Source organism: Streptomyces sp. NPDC057280 (assembly GCF_042668605.1).
Lineage (GTDB): Bacteria > Actinomycetota > Actinomycetes > Streptomycetales > Streptomycetaceae > Streptomyces.
Map to the genome: position 1 here is coordinate 17581 of NZ_JBHUYR010000021.1, position 18933 is coordinate 36513.

Genomic DNA, 18933 nt, shown 5'->3' on the forward strand with positions numbered 1-18933 from the left:
GCCCGAGGATGCCTCCCACCGGCCCGTCTACCCCAACAGGCCGCCTACCAGGCCCGGTTCACCGGAGGACGTGCCTCCCGTGTCCGTTCCTCCGCTGGAGCCGGTGCCGCCGGTGGAGCCGGTCGGTCCTGAGCTGGTGCTGGGGGCCTGCTGGGCCGGGGAGGACTGCTGGGGCGGCGCCTGGCCGGTGCCCTGGGTCTGGCTGGGCGTGCCGGCCGTGCCGGTGTCGCGGGTGGCGCCCGGGGTGGTCGCGGCGCCGGAGGGGGTGGCACCGGCCGTGGCGCCGTGGCTCGGCGACGTGGAGGCCTTGGGGCGCTTCTTGTGCTTGGCCGGGTCCTGCGGGAGCGGGGAGCCGGGGAGTTCGTTGCGCGGGGCCTCGCCGGGCCCGGGGACGACGACCCGGTCGGCGTCGCGGACGGCACCGCCGAGGAGGGAGCCGATGAGCAGCGTGAGGCCGATGACGATGGCGCTCACGAGGGCGCCGCGGCGCAGGACGTAGCGGCGCAGGTCCCAGATGTCGGAGCGGGGTCCGAGGCGACGCCAGGCACTGCCCGCGAGGCGGCCGTCGATGGAGTAGACGGGGGCGCCGGCGATGATCAGCGGGGACCAGGCGGCGAGGTAGATGATGTCGGGCGCGTCGTAGGCGGGGACGCTCTTCCAGCTGACCGTGAGGAGCAGCGCGGCGGAGAGCATCGCGCCGACGGCGGCGGCGACGCGCTGCCAGCAGCCGAGGATGGTGAGGACGCCGACGATGACCTGGAGGAAGGCGATCACCAGGCCGGAGCCGACCGGGTGGTGCAGCGCGAACTGGCGCAGCGGCTCGGCGACTTCCCAGGGGTGCAGGGTGTTGAGCCACTTGACCATGGAGCCGCGCTTGCCGCCGTCGAAGTAGACGGGGTCGCACAGCTTGCCCATGCCGGCGTAGATGGAGATGAAGCCGAGGAAGATGCGCAGCGGGAGGAGGACGACGCCGAGGTTCATGCGGCGGCCCGGGTAGTAGGCGTGCCGGGCGGGGTCGTCGCCGTGGCGCCTGCCGGGGGTGCCGGTCTGCTCGTCGACCGCTTCGGCGAACTGCTCGTCCGCGTAGGCGAGTTCCTCGTCGTAGGCGCTGCCCACCGTGCGCATGCCGGGCAGCAGTGGTTCGTGGGTGCGCTGGGCGCCGACGACGGGGGTCTCGACGGTCTGGGTCAACGCGTCGTCGTAGCCGGGGTCGTAGCCGCCGTCGACGTCGATGCGGGGGATGACCTGGGTGGCTCCGGCGTCGGCGCCCGGCTCCTCGACGGGGCGGACGCCGCCTCGCACGGCCTGGAGCAGGCGGTGGGCGCCGGTGTCGTCGGGGGCGGACTTGCCGCTCCAGACGACGGGCCGGCGGCGCGCCGCACCGGTGCCCGTGGCACCGACGGCGGGCATCCGGGCGGTGTCCTCGGTGGCGCTCAAGTGCCGGGCGATCCGCGGGGATTGGGCCGCGCGTCTCGTCGTCGCGCCCAACTGCACGCGGAAGCTGGCGTGATTGACGATGATCTGCGCCGGATCGCTCGGCACCTTCACCATGCTCAGCGCGGGAGCGTCGTCGAGTCCGGAGGCGAATCCGGAGTTGAAGCCCGACGAGCGGTCCCCCGTGGGTGTGCGGGGTGTTCTGGTGTCCACACTCATCTAACCGAGTGACGTGTGTTTAGGACACTGCTTTGACCGCCCGGATGTGTCCGGACCCCGTCAAGCTCGCACAGAACACCCCGATTACCCCGTACGGGTGAGAACGGGCACGCGTGTTCAGCCGCGGCAGGCGCCCAGAACGGCCCCGCCACCAACCACGGCGGGCGCCGCTCAAGCGCCCGTCATCAGCCCCGCCGACGCGCCGCTTCGTACAGCACGATCCCCGCCGCCACACCGGCGTTGAGCGACTCGGCGCCGCCCGGCATCGGGATGCGGACGCGGAAGTCGCAGGTTTCGCCGACGAGTCGGGACAGGCCCTTGCCCTCGCTGCCGACCACGATGACGACCGGGCCGTCGAGGACGTCCAGTTCGCCGACCTCGTGCTCGCCGTCGGCGGCGAGGCCGACGACCACGATGCCGGCCTTCTTGTAGCCCTCCAGGGCGCGCGTGAGGTTGGTGGCGCGGGCGACCGGCGTCCGGGCGGCCGTACCGGCGGACGTCTTCCAGGCACCGGCGGTCATGCCGGCCGCGCGCCGCTCGGGCACGACGACACCGTGGCCGCCGAAGGCGGAGACGGAGCGGACGACGGCGCCGAGGTTGCGCGGGTCGGTGACGCCGTCCAGCGCGACGATCAGCGGGTCCTCGCCGTCGTCGTAGGCGGCGCCGGCGAGGTCCTCGGGGTGCGCGTACTCGTACGGCGGGACCTGGAGCACGAGCCCCTGGTGGTTGAGACCGTTGGTCATGCGGTCGAGCTCGGGGCGGGGGGCCTCCATGAGGTTGATCCCGCCGCGCTCGGCCGCGAGCTGGAGCGCCTCACGCACCCGCTCGTCGTTGTCGATGAACTGCTGGACGTAGAGCGTCGTCGCGGGCACGCCCTCGCGCAGCGCCTCGACGACGGGGTTGCGCCCGACGACCATCTCGGAGGTGCCCTTGCCGCCCCGGCCGCGGGGCACGGGACGACGCGCCGCCTGCTTCGCCTTGGCGGTGGCGATGCGGTTCTTCTTGTGCTTCTTGCGCATCTCGGCGGGCGGGGTCGGGCCCTTGCCCTCGAGACCCTTGCGTCGCTGGCCGCCACTGCCGACCTGCGCGCCCTTCTTGCCGGACATGCGGCGGTTGTTGGCTGCCATGACCTACCTGTCCTACGTCGTCGAAATGTTCGTACGTCTATGAAGTGTGCCGCCCGGAAGGCCGGACGGCACAATCGATCTTCGTGACCGGGCTGGGGCTCAGCGGGGGCCGAGGCTCCAGCGGGGGCCCTGGGGGCTGTCCTCGATGGCCAGTCCGGACTGGTTGAGCTGGTCGCGGATGGCGTCCGCGGTGGCCCAGTCCTTGCGCCCACGGGCGGCCTCGCGCTGGTCGAGGACGAGGCGTACGAGGCTGTCGACCACGCCGTGCAGGTCCTCGCCGCGGTCGGTCTCGCCGGCCCAGTGCGGGTCGAGCGGGTCCAGGCCGAGGACGCCGAGCATGGCGCGGACCTCGGCGAGGCGGGCCACGGCGGCTTCCTTGTCGTCGGCCGCCAGGGCGGAGTTGCCCTGGCGGACCGTGGTGTGGACGATGGCGAGCGCCTGCGGGACGCCCAGGTCGTCGTCCATGGCCTCGGCGAAGGCGGGCGGCACCTCGGCGGACGGCTCGACATGGCCGGCCTTCTCGACGACGCGCTGCACGAAGCCCTCGATGCGGGCGAACGCCGACTCGGCCTCGCGCAGCGACTCCTCGCTGTACTCGATCATCGAGCGGTAGTGCGGGGTGCCGAGGTAGTAGCGCAGCACGATCGGGCGCCAGGCCTTGACCATCTCGCTGACCAGCACGCTGTTGCCCAGCGACTTGGACATCTTGTCGCCCGCCATGGTGACCCAGGCGTTGTGCACCCAGTACTGGGCGAAGTCGTCGCCGAAGGCCTTGGCCTGGGCGATCTCGTTCTCGTGGTGCGGGAAGATCAGGTCCAGGCCGCCGCCGTGGATGTCGAAGGCGGTGCCCAGGTACTTGTGGGCCATGGCCGAGCACTCCAGGTGCCAGCCGGGGCGCCCGCGGCCCCACGGCGTGCCCCAGGTGGGCTCGCCGGGCTTGGCGGACTTCCACATGGCGAAGTCGCGCGGGTCCCGCTTGCCGGTCTCGCCGTCGCCGGACGGCTGGAGCAGGTTGTCCAGCTCCTGCCGGGACAGCTCCAGGTAGCCGGGGAAGGAGCGCACGTCGAAGTAGACGTTGCCGTCGGCCTCGTAGGCGTGACCGCGCTCGATGAGGCCCTGCATCATCTCGACCATCTCGGTCACATGGCCGGTGGCCCGCGGCTCGTAGGTGGGCGGGAGGCAGCCGAGGGCCGCGTAGCCCTCGTTGAAAGCACGCTCGTTCTCGTACCCGATCGACCACCAGGGGCGGCCCTGTTCGGCCGCCTTGGCGATGATCTTGTCGTCGATGTCCGTGACGTTCCTGATGAACGTCACGTCATAGCCGCGGTACTCGAACCACCGGCGCATGATGTCGAAGTTGAGCCCCGACCGGATGTGCCCGATGTGCGGTGCGGCCTGCACGGTGGCACCACAGAGGTAGATCGAGACGCAGCCCGGCGTGAGCGGGGTGAAGTCACGGATCTGCCGGGCGCTGGTGTCGTACAGGCGAATAGTCACGAGACCAAGGGTAGTAGGCGATGCCTAGTGCATCGGACGGATGTGGATAACAGTCATCCTCGGGTTCATCCCCGGGTTCATCCTCAGGTTCATCCCCCGGTTCATCCTCAGGTTCGGACGACCAGTGCGGTCGCCACCGCCATCAGTCCTTCGTCCCTGCCGGGGAAGCCCAGCCCGTCCGTGGTCGCGCCCGACACCGACACCGGTGCCCCGGCCGCCTCGGACAGGATCTTCTGCGCCTCGTCCCGCCGCTTGCCGATCTTCGGGCGCGGTCCCACGACCTGTACGGCGATGTTCCCGATCCGGAACCCGGCGTCCCGCACGATCCGCGCGGCCTCCGTCAACAAGGTGATCCCGGAAGCACCCGACCACTCGGGCCGGCCGGTGCCGAAGTGCTGACCGAGGTCGCCGAGGCCCGCCGCGGAGAACAGCGCGTTGCAGGCGGCGTGCGCGACGACGTCGGCGTCGGAGTGACCGGCCAGGCCGGGCCCCTCGCCCTCCCACTTCAGCCCGGCGCACCACAGCTCGCGGCCCTCTTCGAAGGCGTGGATGTCGGTACCGATGCCGACCTGGGGCAGCACCACGGGCGTCTCAGAACCCATCGTTGAGCCTCCTGCGGGCCAGGACCGCCTCGGCGAGCACGAGGTCGAGGGGGCGGGTCACCTTGAAGGCCTCCTCGTGCCCGGGCACGACCATGACGGTCAGGCCGAGCTGCTCGACCATGCTGGCGTCGTCGGTGACGTTGTCGGTGACGGTCTCGTGGGCGCGGACCAGGGTGGCGCGGTCGAAGCCCTGCGGAGTCTGCACCGCACGCAGCCGGGCACGCTCGGGGGTGGCGACGACCGGCTCCGGGTCACCCGCGACCGCGGCGGGCTCGACCTCCTTGACGGTGTCGGCGAGCGGCAGCGCGGGCACGACGGCCGGCGCGCCGTCCCGTACGGCCTCGATGACGGCGTCGACGGTGTCCACGGGGACCAGCGGGCGGGCCGCGTCATGGACGAGGACGATGTCGTAGTCCGGCGGCAGGGCGTCCAGGCCGAGCTTCACGGAGTCCTGGCGTTCGGCGCCGCCGGGGACGATGAGGAAGTCGGTGCGCTCGGGCAGGGCGTGCGCGTCGAGGAGGCTCTTGACCTCGGCGGCGCCGTCGGGCGGGGCCACGACCACGACGAGGGAGACCGCGCGGGAGGCGGCCATCGCGCGGACCGCGTGGATCAGCATGGGGGTGCCGTTCAGCGCGCGGAGTGCTTTGGGGGCGCCTGGACCAAGGCGTACGCCCCGGCCGGCGGCCGGGATCACGACCGCTGTGCGGGCTTCGGCACGGGCCGTCGTGGGCGAAGGGCGCGAATCGTCAGACATCGGTTCCTGTCAGGTTTGTGTGCTCGGCCAACGTGGGTACGACAGACAGCGTGCCGGGCGCGACGCCTTGACCGGACCCTTCCGTGACGCGCCGGTCGAGCCAGCTGCCCGGGCCCGGCACGCCAAGTATCGGGGCTCCAGGTGTCTCGGGAGCTCAGGTGTCGGGGGTCCCCATCCCAGTGGTCGCACCGGACGGACGCATGCGGACGTACGGTCGCGTGCGAACGTACAGCGTCCGGGCATGGACATGCCGAAGCGCCCGGCGACGGGAAAACGTCATCGGGCACCGCGGCATTATCAGAGTGCCGGCCTGGCGGCAGCGGGCGTCGTCAGGACGCGAGGACCTCGTCGAGCAGGGCCTCGGCCTTGTCCTCGTTCGTGTTCTCCGCAAGAGCGAGCTCGCTCACCAGGATCTGGCGGGCCTTGGCGAGCATGCGCTTCTCACCGGCGGAGAGTCCACGCTCGCGCTCACGACGCCACAGGTCACGCACTACTTCCGCGACCTTGATGACATCGCCGGAGGCGAGCTTCTCCAGATTTGCCTTGTAGCGACGGGACCAGTTCGTGGGCTCCTCGGCGTACGGCGCGCGCAGCACCTCGAAGACCCGGTCCAGCCCGTCCTGACCGACCACATCACGCACGCCGACGAACTCCGCATTGTCCGCTGGCACACGTACCGTCAGGTCACCCTGGGCGACCTTCAGCACCAAGTAGGTCTTGTCCACGCCTTTGATCTGGCGAGTTTCGATGGCCTCGATCAGCGCGGCCCCGTGATGGGGATAGACCACGGTGTCGCCAACCTTGAACGTCATGTGACAGGTACCCCTTCCGTGGCTATCCAGGGTAACACGGAAACTGCGCGTTCTGAATGGCGTTTTCGCAGGTCAGGGCATATCTCGGGGCTTGACAACAGCAACAGGAACGTGCTGCGGAGGGCGAGCGGAAGAAGGTATTCGCAGGTCGGAGCGGCTCTCCGGGGGAGGTGAAACGCGTACGTTACACCGATCCGGAGGGCCTCCAGGAAGGACGAACGTCCCCATATGTCTGGTTCCAGGTGTGCGACTTCCGCTACTCCGTTCGGTACCCGGAGTCGCTTCCGCGCCGATTCCGGAATTGATCACACACAATCACGCGCAATCACGAGCGCCCACCGGATCATCCCGTGATCAATTCCGTGGGCGATCGCGGAATCCTTCACGGAAGATTTGCGAGCGGTGGCACGGACTCTTATGTGAATGCCGGACGAGAACGGCGCCAATGCGACTCGGGAGTCACGGGGGAAGGGGGCGACTCGGCGCCCTCCTTCGCGCCCCGACTACCCCCTGCTGAGGGAAGCCGACCGCTTGAGGGGAGGGTCGGGTGCGGTGACGCGGGAACGGCTCGGTAACCTAAGGCCGCTGACAGACACTTAGGGCGGCTTTATGCAGTGCCCGCCCGTTCGAGTCAAGGAGTTGCCGCCGCCGTGAGCAGCAGCCTTCGACGCGGCGCCCTCGCCGCCGCCGCCATCGCGTTCTCGATCGCCTCGCTCGCCGCGTGCGGCGCCGGCAACAACGCCCAGACGCTGGAGATCAAGCCGGACAACGCGGCCACCACCGTCGGCGACATCAAGGTGCAGAACGCCCTCGTCATCACCCAGCCCGACTCCCAGTCCACCGGCCCGGCCGTGATCTCCGCGACCCTGTTCAACAGCGGCACCAGCGCGCAGACGCTGGACGCGATCACCGTGGCCGGCGTCAGCGGGCCCGCCGAGCTCTCCCCCGCCAAGGGCAAGGGCAAGCTGACCGTCCCGGCCGGCGGCTCCCTCGTCCTCGGCGGCGAGGGCAACGCCTCCGCGGTCCTGACCGGCAGCCGTGAGGGCCTGAAGGACGGTGCCGCGCAGAAGGTCACCTTCTCCTTCAGCAAGACCGGTGACGTGAGCCTGCAGGCCTTCATCGTCCCGGCCAAGAGCTACTTCGAGAAGTGGGGCCCGACCGAGCTGCCGTCGACCCCCGCGGAGACGTCCCCGTCCCCGACCGAGTCCGCCACGGGCTCGGCGACCCCGTCGGGCGAGGCGTCGGCATCGGTGTCGGCCAGCGAGAGCGCGGCCGAGTAAGCACGTCGTACGACGAAGGGCGGGACCTCACCCAGGAGGTCCCGCCCTTCGTGCGTCGTACGACGGTTTACGGCTCGAACTTGTAGCCCAGCCCCCGGACCGTCACCAGGTACCGCGGCGCCCCGGGGTCCGGCTCGATCTTCGCGCGCAGGCGCTTGACGTGGACGTCGAGGGTCTTGGTGTCGCCCACATAGTCGGCGCCCCAGACGCGGTCGATGAGCTGCATACGGGTCAGGACACGTCCCGCGTTGCGCAGGAGCATCTCGAGGAGGTCGAACTCCTTGAGGGGGAGGTCGACCTTCGAGCCGGAGACCGTGACCACGTGACGGTCCACGTCCATGCGGACCGGGCCCGCCTCCAGGGCGGCCGGGGTGACCTCCTCGGGCTCGCCGCGGCGGCGCAGTACGGCGCGGATACGCGCGACCAGCTCGCGCGAGGAGAACGGCTTGGTGACATAGTCGTCGGCTCCTATCTCCAGGCCGACAACCTTGTCGATCTCGCTGTCCTTGGCGGTCACCATGATGACCGGGACGTTGGAACGGCCGCGCAGCTGGCGGCAGACCTCGGTGCCCGGCAGGCCGGGCAGCATCAGGTCGAGGAGGACGAGGTCGGCGCCGTTGCGCTCGAACTCGTCGAGTCCGTCGGGGCCCGTGGTCGCCACTGCGACCTCGAAGCCCTCCTTGCGGAGCATGTACGACAGGGCGTCGGAGAAGGACTCCTCGTCCTCGACGACAAGCACTCGGGTCACGGAAGGACCTCCGGGGCGGGAAGCGGTTCGTACGGGGATGAGTCGGTGGGCCCGCCGGTCTCGTCGTCGAGACCGGACTGCTGTGGTGCGCGGTCGCGGGCGGCCCCCGCCTCCGGCAGTCGCAGGGTGAAGGTGGAGCCCTGACCCTCGGAGCTCCACACCGTGACCTCCCCGCCGTGCGAGGCGGCCACGTGTTTGACGATCGCGAGACCGAGGCCCGTGCCGCCCGTCTGGCGGGAGCGGGCCGGGTCGACGCGGTAGAAGCGCTCGAAGATGCGCTCCTTGTCCTTGTCGGAGATGCCGATGCCCTGGTCGGTCACGGCGATCTCGATGAGCTCTCCGCCGGGCGCGGTCACCCGGCGGGCGGCTATGCCCACCCGGGTGCGGGCCGGGGAGTAGTTCACGGCGTTCTCGACGAGGTTGCCGAGGGCGGCGGCGAGCTGGCCGCGGTTGCCCCAGATCCTCAGGTCGGCGGTACCGCCGGAGGCCATGGTGATCTGCTTGGTGCCGGCCTGGTGGCGGCAGCGGTCGATGGCCTCCGCGACGAGCTCGTCGACGCGGACGGGCTCGGCGTCCTCCAGCGGGTCGTCGTTCTGGACCCGGGAGAGGTCGATGAGCTCCTGGACCAGATTGGTGAGCCGGGTCGCCTCTATCTGCATGCGGCCCGCGAAGCGCGTCACCGCCTCGGGGTCGTCATGGGCGTCCATGACGGCCTCGGAGAGCAGGGACAGCGCGCCGACCGGCGTCTTGAGCTCATGGCTGACGTTCGCGACGAAGTCGCGCCGTACCGCCTCGATGCGGCGGGCCTCGGTGAGGTCCTCCACCAGGAGGAGGACCAGCCGGGAGCCGAGCGGCGCGACACGGGCGGAGACCGCGAGGGCCTCCCCGCGCCCGGTGCCGCGCCTGGGGAGGTCCAGTTCGACCTGTCGTATCTCCCCGTCCCGTCTGGTGTCCCGGGCCATCAGGAGCATGGGCTCGACGGCCAGCTTTCCGCCCCGGACCAGGCCGAGCGCGTACGCGGCCGAGCTGGCCTTGACGACAGAGTCGGCCTCGTCGAGGACGACCGCGGAGGAGCGCAGGACGGACAGGACGGTGTCCACGCCCGGCGGAAGCACCGGGTCGGTGTGCAGGGAGGTACGTGTGGGGCGTTTCTGCTCCCGCTCGCTGAAGCGGAACGCCAGCATGGCGATCACACCGGTGAGCACTCCGGCGATCGCTGCCGCTGCGGCGACCGCCGCGTTCACGTCCATGCATCCAGGTTAGGCACGGGATCGGTCCTGGCCACAGCCATCGGGGTGCGAGCTCGAACACTCGTCGCCCAGAGTTCACCTTGGAGCCAGGGATGGTTCATTTGGGGTGGCGGAAAACGACGCGTACAGGGCCGAACGTGGGAGCGTGGGGTTCACAGCGCCGGTCGTCCGGAGCCTTTCCAGGCTTCCCGGAGGCTGGTTCTGGCCCCCGGAACCCCCGAGGCAGACGTAAGAGAGGGACCCCTGATGCGGGACGCGTACCACGAGGAACTGGACTCGATCGGCGACGGTCTGGTGGAGATGGCCCGGCTGGTGGGGTCGGCGATCGGGCGCGCCACGACGGCCATCCTCGACTCCGACCTGAAGCTGGCCGAGAGCGTGATCGAGGCCGACCAGAAGGTCGACGACCTCCAGCACGACCTGGAGGCACGGGCCATAGCCCTGCTGGCGCGCCAGCAGCCGGTGGCAACCGATCTCCGGATCGTCGTCACATCACTCCGCATGTCCGCGGACCTGGAGCGCTCGGGCGACCTGGCCCAGCACGTCGCGAAGCTCGCCCGCCTCCGCTTCCCCGAGCGGGCGATCCCCCACGACCTGCACGCGACCATCCTGGAGATGGGCCAGCTCGCGCAGCGCCTGATGGCGAAGGCGGCGGAGGTCATCATCACCAAGGACGTCGACCTGGCGCTCCAGCTGGAGCAGGACGACGACGAGATGGACCTGCTGCACCGCACACTCTTCCAGCACCTGCTGGACGACAAGTGGAAGCACGGCATCGAGACGGCCGTCGACGTGACCCTGCTGGGCCGCTACTACGAGCGGTTCGCCGACCACGCGGTGTCGGTGGCGAAGCGGGTGGTGTACCTGGTGACGGGCGAGCACGCGGACGACCTGTCGGCGGCGGACATCCAGCCGGTGACGGGGGTCGAGGGGGCCTGACGCCGGGCGCGCAGGCGCCTGTTCGGGGCGTGCGCAAGCCTCAGTGCGCCGTTGATGCGACCTGCTGGGCGGGCATGCAATGGGCACAGGGTCTGATCCGAGGGCCGAGAGTTCAGACCCCTGCCTCGAGGAGGACCCATGGCCGACACCCCGAGCAAGACACCCGACCCCACCCAGGACCGCCGGACCGAGCAGCCCGCCGAGGTCAGAAACCTGCTCCTGATCGGCGCGTGCGGCTGCGGCTCGGGCTGCGGCTGCGGTTGCCAGTCGGGCAATCCGTGCCAGTGCGGCTGACGTAGGGCGGCGCGGTTCCGTACGACGTGAGGGCCCCGGTGCGCATGTGCGCCGGGGCCCTTGGTGTGCGGTCGCACGGGTGGGCGAGCAGGCGCAGCATGGAGGGACGGGGAGCGCCGCGAGAAGCGAGAAACGAGAGGGAGGTGTGGGGACATGGCCCGGTTCATGGACGTACACCACGGCATGGAAGGCATCACCGCCGACCAGCTGCGCGAGGCTCACCAGGCCGACCTGGCGATAGAGAAGGACGAGAAGGTCCACTTCGAGCAGGCCTGGGCGGACCCCGAGTCCGGCACGGTCTACTGCCTCTCGGAGGCCCCGTCGGCCGAGGCGGTCCAACGCATCCACGAACGCGCGGGACACAAGGCGGACGAGATCCATCCGGTGCCGTTGTCGGTCTGAGGCACGAGTCGCGGGGAACGGGCGGGGATCAACTCGCTGACACGAACGACCGCCCCCGGGCCGCGAAAATACCCCTGAGCCACGCCGTTTGCGCAGCTCAGGGGCATGATCACATTCTCTACTTCTTCTTGCCCTGGGTGTTGTCGGGGATCTTGGGGAGCTGGGTTTTAGCTGGCCAGGGGCGGTGGGCTCGGGCGCCTGGTGGTCGACGTTGGTCGTCATTGGCCACCGCCGAGCGGCCTCGGACGGCCCAGGGACGGCCCAGGTTCGCCACTCCTCAACCGGCCTCGGCGGCTGTGTCGTTGGCCTCTTGAGCCCTCTGGTGCGACCGCATCGCGGTTCGCAGAGCCTCGAGTTCGATTCGGGGAAACGGCCGGCCCCATTGGGCTTCATAGCCTTCCTCGCCCTGCTCGTACTCGATCCGGTCGAAGGCCCGGACGGTGGACCGTGCCAGTGCAGTAACGGTGTGGCGGCCTGACCAGAGAACTATCCCTGTACTTTCCGGGAGTTGGGCGTTGTCGGCCAGGACTAGACGGACATCAACCGCTGAACCGTCTCTGCGGAAGAACCACCGGTACAGCTCTGGCTCTCCGTTGAACTCGGCGCGCGTTTCCTCGTCACCGAGGACGAAGCGGGCAACGGCGTAGAGGAACTCCTCGGGCGCGTCGGTGATGTAGGAAGCGACGGCCTCTGCCTCGCCGCGATCATCCGACACCTTGACGGTGGCCCACCCGTGGCTGTCCAGCTGCCAGGTGATCGCTAGAGACGACATCTCACCTCCCCGGGGCGATGTTATGGACGTAAGCGCAGTGCTGCTGAACTCTCAGCTAAGTAACACGCTTTCCAACTGTGAGGGCGGTCCACGGGGCCTCGGCCGGGGCCGTTCACCTGCGTTCATGGATGGTCGGCTGTGGGAGCGACTACCGGCTTCAGTCTCGTCTGACCGACCGTGAACGGCGTTGAATGAGACGGAAACTGAGACGGGCGTTGCCGTTCAGCCGCTACAGGCCGCCATTGAACGGCGCGTCTGCTCGCTCGACTTCGCCCAGATACTGCTCCAGGCGGAAGCGAATCTTCTCGACGGTCCTACCATCGCGACCCGGGTACACCAGGTCTGACCAGATGACCGTCTAACCCCGGAGCCGGACCCGTGTGGTCAGCCTGCCCCGACCCTGGCTCGGGTTGCTCCTGGGGTGCCGCATCCACTGTGCGCCGCATATTCGTCGGAGAGAGCGGTCCTGCTACAGGCTGACGCCAGTTAGATCACCCATCGTCACTCGCTTCGGGCTCGCTTTCCTCGGTTGAAACAGCTTCAGGTTCTCCCTCTTCGAGGGCAGGTAGCTTCTTGGGGTCGCCCCGAAGGCCCATCAGAACGTCCCGCGTACGTCCAATCTCTTCATCGTCCGTTCCGAATTTTTCCTCAAGTGACTTTATGATGCCGAGTAGCCTTTCTTCGCAGGAGGAATGAGTCAGTCGGCCGGATATATGCAGAGTGAGCGCGAATGCCCTTTGGATGGAATGGGCCTCTCGGCTATCAGGCGGCACCCCTTCCATAAGCGCCTCTAGCCCCAAGATAGATTCATCATAATTTCCGGCGTCAGACAGTGTTCTGCACATGCATAGCAGATCCTGTCTGATTTGCCCGAATTTAGCCCAAGCGACCAGCTCATGCTTTGGAAGCTGTAGAAGCCGCTTGGTGGTTGATACTGCTTCCTCGCGGTTTTCCCTACGCTCAAGCAAGTGCATGAGGCAGTGCGCTTCGGACAGGAGACGCCGGTCCATCACTCGGTCATCCATAGCAAGCCGAACTTCAAGCACGCTGCGCATTAATGGCTCGGATTCTTCTAGCCGCCCCAGATCAACCAGTAAATCGGCATATTCATGCCGCATGGAAAGTAGCTCCTCATCCGTGACATCACGTGTCTGCTCAAGTAGCTTCAATCGCTCGCGGTATGTGTTCGCCGACTCGTCGAGGCGCCCCTGACGGATAAGATTCTGCGCTAGACAATGTCGCATAGACTCGCAGAAATGCTGCCCTTCTGTTGGAGTTGAATCCAGCGCGTCAATGATTGTTCTGTAGCAATACTCGGCTTCGGCCCAGCGCTCCTTCTTGTCCAGCCAGTGGCCCAGTTGGTGCAGGGTTTCGAGATCCGCAAGACCCGGATTTTGTGCAGAGTTTACAGATTCATAGACCTCCTCCCATTCGCTTTCCGCACGAGCCCTTCCATTTTTCTGGACGAGTATGATGCCAATCAACACGCGATGAGTGGAAAGCGTGTAGGGATGACTTTTCCCGAGGATCTCCCTACGACCTTGGAGTACTTTTCGAAGTTCTCTCTCTGCTTCCTTGAAGTTGCCCGAGTCGGCCAGGCGTTCCGCCCAATTATGATGACTCATTAATGTTTCTGGATGGAATTCTCCGAGTGTCTCCTTCTTTTGTTTATAGAGCTCTCGGAACTCCATGGCTGCCGCCGTTCCGCTTAGGCGGGCGAATGCGTATCGATGCCTAGCTGCAAGGCGTAGGGCGTGATTAGGGTCAAGTGACTCTGAAATCGCGCGAAGCGCAGTGGCGGCCTCCCCTATGGGATGCCTAAAGGCAAGATGCATGTAGGAGAAATTTCGTAGCCCTACTTGCAAAAGCGGCTCGGCGATTTCTCTCGATGGAGCCTCTGTGCTGCAGGTAATTTGCATGACGTGCGGGTAGAGGAGGCTCCACCAATGATGGTTAGCCCGGTCCTCTGGGGGCAACGCTGTTGCTAGCTCTAGTAGTTCCACTGCCGTTCTGGTGATTTTTGCCTGAGTCGTCCGATCTGTAATAGCGAGATGGTTCCTATTTGCTTCCAGTACCAGGTTGTGAACGGTTATTGCTGGCTGAGTCTCGTGACCGCCGTCTGACACCTCGATAATGTCAAGCAGGCTCAGAGTTTGGAGAGCCTCAATGATGAGCTCCAATCGATCAATGCTGAAGTCCTGCGGAAAGGCGTTGTGTCGCTTCAGGCCCTCGGAGTCCAGAATGTCCACAGGAATGGGATAAGGGGCGAAGCAGGAGAGCAGGCGCATGAATGTTCTAGCCTCCGGAAAACCTTGGGTCTCTAGGAGGTCAAGACTGATTTCCCACGTTCGGCTAATCAGGTGCCGATGCAGCTGCTCCGCGCTGCTGCGGCTAAGGGCACCGCTATTTGCGCGATCCAGGTATTCGATTCCCGCGTCGTCAAGTGCGGCTAGATAGGATGTGAAGTTCCGAACCCTTCCTTGGTCTCTTCCTCTACGCAAAAGGCCAGCGCCTCGCGTTGCTCGACTAAGCTGCGACCCGGCGAGTCGCAAAGCTAGTGGCAGCCCACCTAACCTTGCGGAAAGGTACTGGGCTTCACTCCGTGACCCTGCCTCATTGGCCAGATCTAGCAATACTTGCGCGCCGTCATCGGGCGTGAGCGGCTCAATGGCATGGAACTCTGCAGAGTTTCCCCAAATCTCTGGATCTCCGAGACGGGTGGTAACTAGTGTCAAACCGTACCGACTGGCGCGAATCCATCCGGTCCCGTCACCTGGCCGCCCGTTAGCGCTACCGATCAATTCAGGCTCATCAACTTCATCAAGGACCAGCAGCCACCGGCGCTGAGATGAATTCAGAAGCTGCCAAAGTAGATCCGGCCCATTTCCAATAGTTCCCCAAGCCTCTTCAATCTCCTCATGTTCGGCACCCAACCTTCGTGCGATTTGGCGCATTGCGCTGTCGAGGTTGTCTCCATTTGCCTTGACCCAGAATATGTCGAACCCCTGAGCCCGGGCGGCTTGCGCGGTACTCAATGCCACCGTCGTCTTTCCACATCCGCCCATTCCGTGAAGGACGACGAATTTGTCCTTAGGGGTACCGAGGTGATCGCGAAGATGGGCCAGGATAGATGATCTTCCCCTAACTTCCGGTGGGAGATTCCCTAGTGGTGGCTCAAGGGAATGAATTTGAGAGCTGGAAAGGTGAGTTTCTGCTGTCGCGCGATTGGAATGGTGACCTGAATGAGAACGCTGCCTTGGGGGATTCGGGGAGCTTTGCTCCCTCCGGCTTCGTCGGCTGTTCGCCTTTTCCGCTGCCTCTGCGTTTTTCGCACGCTCTTGCCTTCCCGCCCATACGCGGTCATAGACAAGGCCGCAGGCCTCGAGAACCTTCTTCAACGTCTGTGAACTAGAGCGTGTCTCTTTGATGGGTTGGTCAGTTGATCGGATGTGCCTGTCCGATTAGTGATCACCGATGCGATGTGGGACCGGATCGAGCCGCTGATGCCGGCGGATCCGGTCCGCGGGCGGCGATGGGCCGACCACCGACGCACTCTTGAGGCCATCGCGTGGAAGTACCGCACCAACTCGCCCTGGCGGGACCTTCCCGACGAGCTCGGCTCGTTCCAGACCGCTCACAAGCGGCTGATCAGATGGGCCGTCGACGGCACGTGGGAGACGCTCCTCGCTGCCGTCCTGGCGGCGGCGGATGCCGATGACGACATCGACTGGACGGTGTCGGTGGACTCCACAGTCGTCCGGGCCCACCAGCACGCTGCCGGAGCACTCAAAAAGGGGCCCTCGACTTCCGCGAGCCCGCCGATCACGCGCTCGGACGCTCCCGCGGCGGGCTGAGCACCAAGGTCCACCTGGCCGCAGACGGCCGTGCACGGCCCCTCGCCTTCACCGTCACCGCAGGCCAGGCAGGTGATGCACCCGCCTTCGAGACAGTGATGTCCCGCATCCGCGTGCCCCGAAGCGGACCGGGCAGGCCACGGACCCGACCTCTCCTTGTCCTGGCCGACCGCGCGTACTCATCCCGCGCTATCCGCAATCACCTGCGACGCCGGGGCATCCGTGCCGTCATCCCGCAGCCGTCCGACCAAGTCGGCCACCGCCTGCGGCGAGGCCGACTCGGCGGCCGTCCGCCCGGCTTCAACGCGGAGGCCTACAAGCAGCGCAACACCGTCGAACGGTGCATCAACCGCCTCAAACAATGGCGCGGCCTGGCCACACGAACCGACAAACTCGCGATCGCCTACCAGGGCGCACTCCACCTCGCAGGCATCCTCATCTGGACCCGACGCTGATCAAAGAGACAGAACCTAGGGGCCCTCGTACCGCTCAGGGCCTCAGAGAGGGTGCTCGCGTTCACGCCGGAGTCCTCTGCGAGATGAGCGGCAGTGCGGTAGCCCGCCGCGAACATGATCTCCCTGAGTCGCTCTGCCAGGTCTCGGACTGGTTCGGGGCTGTGCTGGTCGACAGGGTTCAGTGCTCGGCTCAAGATCTCCCCCTGCGCTTCGTAGCTCGCGAACTTCGATTATTCGGGTGCGCATGCAGGTCTCGCAATCGTTCTTCGCTCATACTTCGAGGTTGCTGTCGAAGATCCCACCAAGTGCCTACCAAGGGTCCTGTCGGCCTTCGTCAAGCGGCCGGCAGGAGGAGGAGACGGTGGAACTCATACGTACAGTTATCGAACACGTGGACGATGTATCGCTTGCTTGGAGGGCGGGCCGCGGGATCGTCTTCCTGGCGAGGCTAGGCATCCGACTGGAGCGCAGGCGGGCTGACGTGAGCCGGGGAAGGGGCGCTCAGGATGGTCTGAGCCTCCGCCGATCGACAGATGTATGCGCTGGGTGTGGCCGGGCAGCGGACGGCTGAAGCAGCCGTCGCGGGTGCTGCACTGTTACGCAAACCTGACACCGCCAAGCGGTTCGACTGTAAGTCCGCTGGCTTGGGCCCAGTCGGAGACGCATCAAAGGCCGAATCCTGAGAGTGGACGGTGCTGCCGAGAGCGCGGTGCAGGTCAAAGGCGGGTACCCGCCGTGACGCCCCGACGGTCTTGAGAACCGTGGTGGCAGCGATATCACCGTGGATACAAATCCCGCACGCACCACGTGATGAGCAGTGAGAACGGCCCCTGACCTGGGCTACCAGGTAGGGGCCGTTCGGACGTTCGGACGCTGGTGTTCCCCGACGTTCACCATGGTTCCCCGCTCGATCGGGCACGGCTGGGGCACGGTCGCCGCGAACTGTCAGTGGCCCTCGGTACTCTCCCTGTCTTGATCAACGACCTGCGGAGTTGAGATGGCGAGTTGGTTGGCGACACTACTGGCGTCTGTCATCGGTGGGATGAGCGGCGGTTTTCTGGCGCCTTGGGCCAAGGCTCGGTTTGATCGGCGTCACGAGCGACATCAGGCGTTCGATCGGGCCATCGCCGCAGTCAATGCGGGTCTGTACGCCTACACAGCTCCAACGAATGTTGACCGTAGTCAGATCGGCGACAGCACGCATGCGCAGGAGTTCATGGATCAACTTCTGACTCGGCGGATGGAACGGTTCTTCGAGGCAACCTACGGGATGCGGCAGGCGATTGCCGAGCTTGAGCCTCATTACAAGGTCATCTGGGACCCTGACGAGTTCCAGTTGACCCCGCAAGAACTAACTAACTTGGCCGATCAGCTCAAGAAGGCGAGGTAGCTGCGCTCGAACTCCCACCTACACCCACCACTCACGCCAGCTCCCATCTCGTCTGCCGTCGGCCATGGAGCGGGCGTGGTTCATGGCGTCCAGGTGGAGCGCGCCACTGTACGAACGACCTGGACGCCATGGGCCGCGTCTGCTCGGCTCTGCCTGGGTCGATGGCTGACGGGATGGGAGCTCCCCCGCGCACGCCACCATTCGGCCGGCACTCGCGAACGGCCCCCCGTTCGGAGCCTGAGCGCCCCCGCCGGAGGCTCGTTCTGACCGTGGCCGTTGTGCGTCCAGGTTCTACCCAGGGCCGTAACCCGCTTGCGGCCCCAGGGGCCAGCCCGCGCTTGGGCGGGCCCTTGAACTAGAACTAGTAGAGAAAGTTGTAACTCAGTCGGGTGTGTGGGGCTTGAAGTCGTGTGCGCAGGCTGGGAGTTCGGCGCCTTGGCGGTGGGCGAGTGGTAGGAAGATCGCTGGTCGGATAGTCCAGGTGATGCGGGTCTGGTCCTGGGTGATCGTGACCGTGCAGGGCTCGGAGCGTAAGAGGGCTTGTCGGGTTGCGATGCGGCCCTGTGAAAGCCAGGCCCACGCCACGTCGGAGGCGTCTGAGTCCAGCGCGGGGGAGATCGTGCGGAGCGTGACTGCCACCCATCTGTCCGCCTCGGGCGCCGTGTAGGCGTCGAAGGATGCCAGCAGTGCCGGCCGTTCCTCCTCCGTGAGGTCCTGGGTCCAGCACTCGCACCAGAAGCCGCGTCGGGGTCCGGTCGTCGTCAGCACGGGTGCCCTCCCATCCTGGTGTCGGTGAACAGTTCCGCGGTGACCGTGTGGCCGCCGTCGCTGTCGTGGACCACCACGCGGTGAGCGATGACGCTGACCATGCCCAGGCCCCGGCCGTGTTCCGCCTCCTGGTCCTGGTGCTCGACCTTCGGGGCCGACCCGGTGCTGCCGTCATCCGTGACCGACACCGCGACCACCTGCGCCGACACCGCCACCGCCAGATGGAAGCTGCCCGCCACCCGGCCGCTGGCCGTGTGCAGGATCGCGTTCGCGCTCAGCTCGCTCACGATCAGTTCGGCGTCCTCCGCGAGTGGCGATCCGCGCAGGATGTCGCGG

18 protein-coding genes are annotated in these 18933 nt (G+C 66.8%); 6 read left to right on the forward strand and 12 right to left on the reverse strand.

What is annotated here, in order from left to right:
• Positions 1 to 27: 27 nt before the first annotated feature.
• The 6 genes from ACFUO4_RS45525 to ACFUO4_RS45550 form a co-directional block, all read right to left on the reverse strand.
• Positions 28 to 1653 (reverse strand): DoxX family membrane protein, encoded by a 1626-nt coding sequence (locus ACFUO4_RS45525; RefSeq protein WP_383497195.1) that lies wholly within the window; start codon positions 1651 to 1653, stop codon positions 28 to 30.
• Between the two features lie 185 nt (positions 1654 to 1838).
• Positions 1839 to 2780 carry a 23S rRNA (guanosine(2251)-2'-O)-methyltransferase RlmB gene (rlmB, locus tag ACFUO4_RS45530; RefSeq protein WP_383497198.1) on the reverse strand — a complete coding sequence of 314 codons (942 nt, stop codon included), beginning with the start codon at positions 2778 to 2780 and terminating at the stop codon, positions 1839 to 1841.
• Positions 2781 to 2879: 99 nt separating this feature from the next.
• Positions 2880 to 4277 (reverse strand): cysteine--tRNA ligase, encoded by a 1398-nt coding sequence (gene cysS, locus ACFUO4_RS45535; protein ID WP_079308985.1) that lies wholly within the window; start codon positions 4275 to 4277, stop codon positions 2880 to 2882.
• A 107-nt stretch (positions 4278 to 4384) separates the two neighbouring features.
• Positions 4385 to 4879: a 2-C-methyl-D-erythritol 2,4-cyclodiphosphate synthase gene (ispF, locus tag ACFUO4_RS45540; protein ID WP_079308986.1), complete on the reverse strand. Its 495-nt coding sequence runs from the start codon at positions 4877 to 4879 to the stop codon at positions 4385 to 4387.
• On the reverse strand, positions 4869 to 5633 hold the full coding sequence (ispD, locus tag ACFUO4_RS45545) for a 2-C-methyl-D-erythritol 4-phosphate cytidylyltransferase (protein WP_383497202.1): 765 nt from the start codon (positions 5631 to 5633) through the stop codon (positions 4869 to 4871). The genes ispF and ispD overlap by 11 nt, the downstream gene beginning before the upstream one ends.
• A 329-nt stretch (positions 5634 to 5962) precedes the next feature.
• A complete protein-coding gene (locus ACFUO4_RS45550; RefSeq protein WP_003953493.1) occupies positions 5963 to 6445 on the reverse strand; it encodes a CarD family transcriptional regulator in 483 nt (160 codons plus the stop codon).
• 650 nt (positions 6446 to 7095) lie between these two features.
• Here ACFUO4_RS45550 and ACFUO4_RS45555 point away from each other — a divergent pair.
• Entirely contained in the window at positions 7096 to 7725 is a 630-nt protein-coding gene (locus ACFUO4_RS45555) for a DUF461 domain-containing protein (protein ID WP_383497205.1), read from the forward strand.
• Between the two features lie 67 nt (positions 7726 to 7792).
• Here the strand turns inward: ACFUO4_RS45555 and ACFUO4_RS45560 are convergent, their stop codons facing one another.
• Both ACFUO4_RS45560 and ACFUO4_RS45565 read right to left on the reverse strand, forming a co-directional pair.
• Complete coding sequence (locus tag ACFUO4_RS45560; RefSeq protein WP_015659563.1) at positions 7793 to 8473, reverse strand: response regulator transcription factor; 681 nt, start codon at positions 8471 to 8473, stop codon at positions 7793 to 7795.
• Entirely contained in the window at positions 8470 to 9723 is a 1254-nt protein-coding gene (locus tag ACFUO4_RS45565; protein ID WP_383497208.1) for a sensor histidine kinase, read from the reverse strand. The genes ACFUO4_RS45560 and ACFUO4_RS45565 overlap by 4 nt, the downstream gene beginning before the upstream one ends.
• Positions 9724 to 9969: 246 nt before the next feature.
• Here ACFUO4_RS45565 and phoU point away from each other — a divergent pair, with 246 nt between their 5' ends.
• From phoU to ACFUO4_RS45580, 3 genes are all read left to right on the forward strand, one after another.
• Positions 9970 to 10662 (forward strand): phosphate signaling complex protein PhoU, encoded by a 693-nt coding sequence (gene phoU / locus ACFUO4_RS45570; protein ID WP_079308991.1) that lies wholly within the window; start codon positions 9970 to 9972, stop codon positions 10660 to 10662.
• A gap of 138 nt (positions 10663 to 10800) precedes the next feature.
• On the forward strand, positions 10801 to 10956 hold the full coding sequence (locus ACFUO4_RS45575) for a hypothetical protein (RefSeq protein ID WP_179143360.1): 156 nt from the start codon (positions 10801 to 10803) through the stop codon (positions 10954 to 10956).
• Between the two features lie 153 nt (positions 10957 to 11109).
• Positions 11110 to 11358 carry an SCO4226 family nickel-binding protein gene (locus ACFUO4_RS45580; protein ID WP_079308992.1) on the forward strand — a complete coding sequence of 83 codons (249 nt, stop codon included), beginning with the start codon at positions 11110 to 11112 and terminating at the stop codon, positions 11356 to 11358.
• A 277-nt stretch (positions 11359 to 11635) separates the two neighbouring features.
• Here ACFUO4_RS45580 and ACFUO4_RS45585 read toward each other — a convergent pair whose 3' ends face one another.
• A complete protein-coding gene (locus ACFUO4_RS45585; protein WP_383497213.1) occupies positions 11636 to 12130 on the reverse strand; it encodes a hypothetical protein in 495 nt (164 codons plus the stop codon).
• Between the two features lie 491 nt (positions 12131 to 12621).
• A complete protein-coding gene (locus ACFUO4_RS45590; protein WP_383497216.1) occupies positions 12622 to 15528 on the reverse strand; it encodes a tetratricopeptide repeat protein in 2907 nt (968 codons plus the stop codon).
• A 51-nt stretch (positions 15529 to 15579) separates the two neighbouring features.
• Here ACFUO4_RS45590 and ACFUO4_RS45595 point away from each other — a divergent pair.
• Positions 15580 to 16439, forward strand: a protein-coding gene (locus ACFUO4_RS45595; RefSeq protein ID WP_383497218.1) for an IS5 family transposase whose coding sequence is annotated in 2 segments (ribosomal slippage) — positions 15580 to 15916 and positions 15916 to 16439 — 861 coding nt in all. Because the reading frame shifts where the segments join, the coding sequence is not laid out codon by codon here.
• A 997-nt stretch (positions 16440 to 17436) separates the two neighbouring features.
• On the forward strand, positions 17437 to 17829 hold the full coding sequence (locus ACFUO4_RS45600) for a hypothetical protein (protein ID WP_383497221.1): 393 nt from the start codon (positions 17437 to 17439) through the stop codon (positions 17827 to 17829).
• Positions 17830 to 18210: 381 nt separating this feature from the next.
• Here ACFUO4_RS45600 and ACFUO4_RS45605 read toward each other — a convergent pair whose 3' ends face one another.
• Positions 18211 to 18594: a hypothetical protein gene (locus tag ACFUO4_RS45605; RefSeq protein ID WP_383497228.1), complete on the reverse strand. Its 384-nt coding sequence runs from the start codon at positions 18592 to 18594 to the stop codon at positions 18211 to 18213.
• On the reverse strand, positions 18591 to 18933 hold a 343-nt coding region (locus ACFUO4_RS45610), incomplete at its 5' end, for an ATP-binding protein (protein WP_383497224.1). The genes ACFUO4_RS45605 and ACFUO4_RS45610, both read right to left, overlap by 4 nt.

Bases quoted from the DNA above. Each gene is read 5' to 3' on its own strand.
- ACFUO4_RS45585 (WP_383497213.1), bottom strand. From the start codon at position 12,130: ATGTCGTCTCTAGCGATCACCTGGCAGCTGGACAGCCACGGGTGGGCC.
- ACFUO4_RS45565 (WP_383497208.1), bottom strand. From the start codon at position 9,723: ATGGACGTGAACGCGGCGGTCGCCGCAGCGGCAGCGATCGCCGGAGTG.
- rlmB (WP_383497198.1), bottom strand. From the start codon at position 2,780: ATGGCAGCCAACAACCGCCGCATGTCCGGCAAGAAGGGCGCGCAGGTC.
- ispF (WP_079308986.1), bottom strand. From the start codon at position 4,879: ATGGGTTCTGAGACGCCCGTGGTGCTGCCCCAGGTCGGCATCGGTACC.
- ACFUO4_RS45575 (WP_179143360.1), top strand. From the start codon at position 10,801: ATGGCCGACACCCCGAGCAAGACACCCGACCCCACCCAGGACCGCCGG.
- ACFUO4_RS45580 (WP_079308992.1), top strand. From the start codon at position 11,110: ATGGCCCGGTTCATGGACGTACACCACGGCATGGAAGGCATCACCGCC.
- ACFUO4_RS45525 (WP_383497195.1), bottom strand. From the start codon at position 1,653: ATGAGTGTGGACACCAGAACACCCCGCACACCCACGGGGGACCGCTCG.
- ispD (WP_383497202.1), bottom strand. From the start codon at position 5,633: ATGTCTGACGATTCGCGCCCTTCGCCCACGACGGCCCGTGCCGAAGCC.
- ACFUO4_RS45550 (WP_003953493.1), bottom strand. From the start codon at position 6,445: ATGACGTTCAAGGTTGGCGACACCGTGGTCTATCCCCATCACGGGGCC.
- ACFUO4_RS45600 (WP_383497221.1), top strand. From the start codon at position 17,437: ATGGCGAGTTGGTTGGCGACACTACTGGCGTCTGTCATCGGTGGGATG.
- phoU (WP_079308991.1), top strand. From the start codon at position 9,970: ATGCGGGACGCGTACCACGAGGAACTGGACTCGATCGGCGACGGTCTG.